This is a genomic window from uncultured Campylobacter sp., from assembly GCF_938045535.1.
In the GTDB taxonomy this organism is placed as follows: Bacteria; Campylobacterota; Campylobacteria; order Campylobacterales; family Campylobacteraceae; genus Campylobacter_B.
Genome location: NZ_CALIMQ010000055.1, coordinates 1 through 2,696 on the forward strand (window position 1 = coordinate 1; position 2,696 = coordinate 2,696).

The 2,696-nt window shown below is 49.0% G+C and carries 2 protein-coding genes and 1 pseudogene; 2 read left to right on the top strand and 1 reads right to left on the bottom strand.

Features of this window, described 5'->3' with window-relative positions:
* Nucleotides 1-261, bottom strand: a pseudogene (locus Q0095_RS02050) (dehydrogenase); the annotation flags it as partial.
* Between the two features lie 286 nt (nucleotides 262-547).
* Here Q0095_RS02050 and Q0095_RS02055 point away from each other — a divergent pair.
* Both Q0095_RS02055 and Q0095_RS02060 read left to right on the top strand, forming a co-directional pair.
* Entirely contained in the window at nucleotides 548-985 is a 438-nt protein-coding gene (locus Q0095_RS02055; RefSeq protein WP_297880900.1) for a DUF417 family protein, read from the top strand.
* Nucleotides 986-1,402: 417 nt separating this feature from the next.
* Entirely contained in the window at nucleotides 1,403-2,443 is a 1,041-nt protein-coding gene (locus Q0095_RS02060) for an isoaspartyl peptidase/L-asparaginase family protein (RefSeq protein WP_297880902.1), read from the top strand.
* Nucleotides 2,444-2,696: the final 253 nt, after the last annotated feature.

Sequence of the window (2,696 nt, forward strand, 5' to 3'; positions counted from 1 at the left end):
TGGGTAACAAAGCGCGGAGGCGGCAGAGAAAATTTCGCGCTGTTCGTAGGCGAGTACTGATCTTTTGTGCCCGCTAAAATCGCGCGAAAACGTATCTAGCAGTACATAACTCGGCGTTAGCTTCGCGGCGATGTTTTGCTCGCTAGGGGCCGCAAAGGCGAAATGGACGAAGGCTATCCGCTCGTCCATCTCGTAAATGCCCGTCACGCCGTGTCCGCGAAACTCCACGCCCTGCATCACAAGAGGATATGATTTTAGCATTTGCGGCTCCTTGAAATTTGAAGCGATTATAGCTTAAATTTAGGTGCGAATTTTAAAATTTTGTATGCACGCTGAAATTTTACGGCGCGCACGTTAAATCATACGATGCGCGCGCTAAAATTTTAAGGCGCGAGGTATGGAATTTCAAATTTCGCAGAGCCACGGAATTTTGTGGAGGGACAGAATTTCGTGAAGCCGAGGAATTTGGAATTTGAAATTTCGCCCCTTCACGTAGCCTACACGCAAGCTCGCTATCATATCGCTACACAATTTACAAAGGAGCCGTATGAGGGAGATCGTAAAAAAATTTGTCGCAGGCGACGCGGATATTATATTCGCCAGACTTTCCGTTATCATCGTGCTTGCCGTGATGGGCAACTACAAGTGGTTTGAGTTTGAGGAGGAGGCTTTAAGGCCGCTTTTTTCGCAGACGTGGCTTTCGTTTTTGCCCTCAGCGCTCGGGGACGCCGGCGCGAGCTATTTTTTGGGCGTGGTGGAGACCGTGGGTTATCTCTCGCTCATCGCGGGCTTTTTCAAGCCGAAGGCGGGCATCGTGGGCGATCTCATCGTGATCGTCATGGCGCTGAGCACGCTCAGCCTACTGCCTCAGCTGGGCAAGATCGACGGCTTTATCTTTAAAGACCTTTTCTTGCTAGGCCTTGGCTTGGTGCTGCTAAAATACGACCTGGCGCGCCTTTGCCGCGGAGAAAAAAGCTGCGATTGAGCCGTCAAAATATATTGGCGTCGGTTCCGACGCAACACTAAATGATCGCGCACGGCGAGCTTGAGGCTTTTAATTTAAAGCCTGCTTTGCCTGCGGGTGCGTGCTTGAGCCTGCTTGCTCGTATAGCGCCGTTTAAAATACGACCGCGCGCTAAAAATTTTATGACGCGCGGTTGAAATTTATTGAGCTGCGGTAATTAAATTTTACTAACGCTCAAACTCAAAATTATAAAATTTAAATCGACCTATCAGATTGTGCTACAAATTGAGTCGCGTTAAATTTGACAGTGAAAGCTTAATCCTAAGCTCAAAGCATTAGATTTAGATTCAGCCAAATTCGCATTTGATTAAGCAAAACGAAAAGCGCAAAGTTATATCATTTCTTAGAAATTCTGCAATTTTTTCGAAAGGATGAGATATGAAGCACTTTTCACTCTCAAAGACCGTTTTTATGGCGGCAAGTTTGGTCCTGCTCGGGCTAACGGTTGCGAATGCGCAGGAGAAATTTAGCCCGGTTATCGTCATTCACGGCGGCACCAGCGGGCTTGATCTAACCAAAGAGGAATTTAAAATCCGCGAAGAGCCGATGAAAAAAGCGCTTTTAGCGGGTCAAGCCGTGCTTGAAAAAGGCGGCAGCGCGATGGATGCCGTAACGGCGGCGATAATGGTGCTTGAGGACGATCCGAATTTTAACGCGGGCAAGGGCGCGGTATTTACCGCCGACGGATTTAACGAGCTTGATGCCTCGATCATGGACGGCTCGACCAAAAAAGCGGGCGCGGTCGCTATGGCGCGGCATATCAAAAACCCTATCCTAGGCGCCAGGCTCGTGATGGATAAGACGTGGCATACGCTAGTCGCCGGCGAGGGAGCCGACAAGCTTGCTAAAGAAAACGGCCTAGAGATGGTGGATCAGAAGTATTTTTTCACGCAGTTTAGATACGACGCGCTGCAAAAGGCCAAAGAGAAACAAAAGCTGCTACTTGATAGCGAAAAGGTAAAAAAGACGTCGTTAAATTTGCACGAGCGCCCGTATCTTGGCACCGTGGGCGCGATCGCGCTGGATAAAAACGGCAACCTAGCCGCAGCGACCAGCACCGGCGGCATGACCAATAAAATGACCGGCCGCATCGGCGATAGCCCGATAATCGGCTCGGGAACCTACGCCGACAACGACTCGGTGGCGGTTTCTTGCACCGGCACGGGCGACATCTACATGCGCGTAAACGCCGCGCACGAGGTCTCGGCTCTTTATAAATACAAAACGCAAGACGTGCAAAAAGCAGCCGAAGATGCAATAGCTCAGGTCAAAGCGCTCGGCGGTAGCGGAGGCATCATCTCGATCGATAAGCACGGACACACGGGCTTTGCATGGACGAAAGATAAGCTCGGCATGTATCACGGCGAAGCAAGACTCGGAGACAAACCGATTGTCTACTGGCCGCTAGGGGACAAATAAGCGTGAATTTAGCCCCTTTACGGGGCTAAATTTAAATCAAATAGCGAGGATAAATACGCTTTTTATCGCATGTCTATCAAATTTGGCGCCTTCGTCGATCAAGCGCTTCGGCGAGGCAAATTCGGTCAAATTTTAATTTCAAAACCTTGGCAAAGCGCAAATTTTCTATTTAAAATCGGCTCTCTTTAACTTAGGCTCAAATCAAGGGGTATTAAGCTCCGCCGAGCCTTAAATTTTACCAAAATCCATATTT

Excerpts from the sequence above, each read along its gene's own strand:
- Q0095_RS02060 (WP_297880902.1), top strand. The coding sequence starts at position 1,403 with ATGAAGCACTTTTCACTCTCAAAGACCGTTTTTATGGCGGCAAGTTTG.
- Q0095_RS02055 (WP_297880900.1), top strand. The coding sequence starts at position 548 with ATGAGGGAGATCGTAAAAAAATTTGTCGCAGGCGACGCGGATATTATA.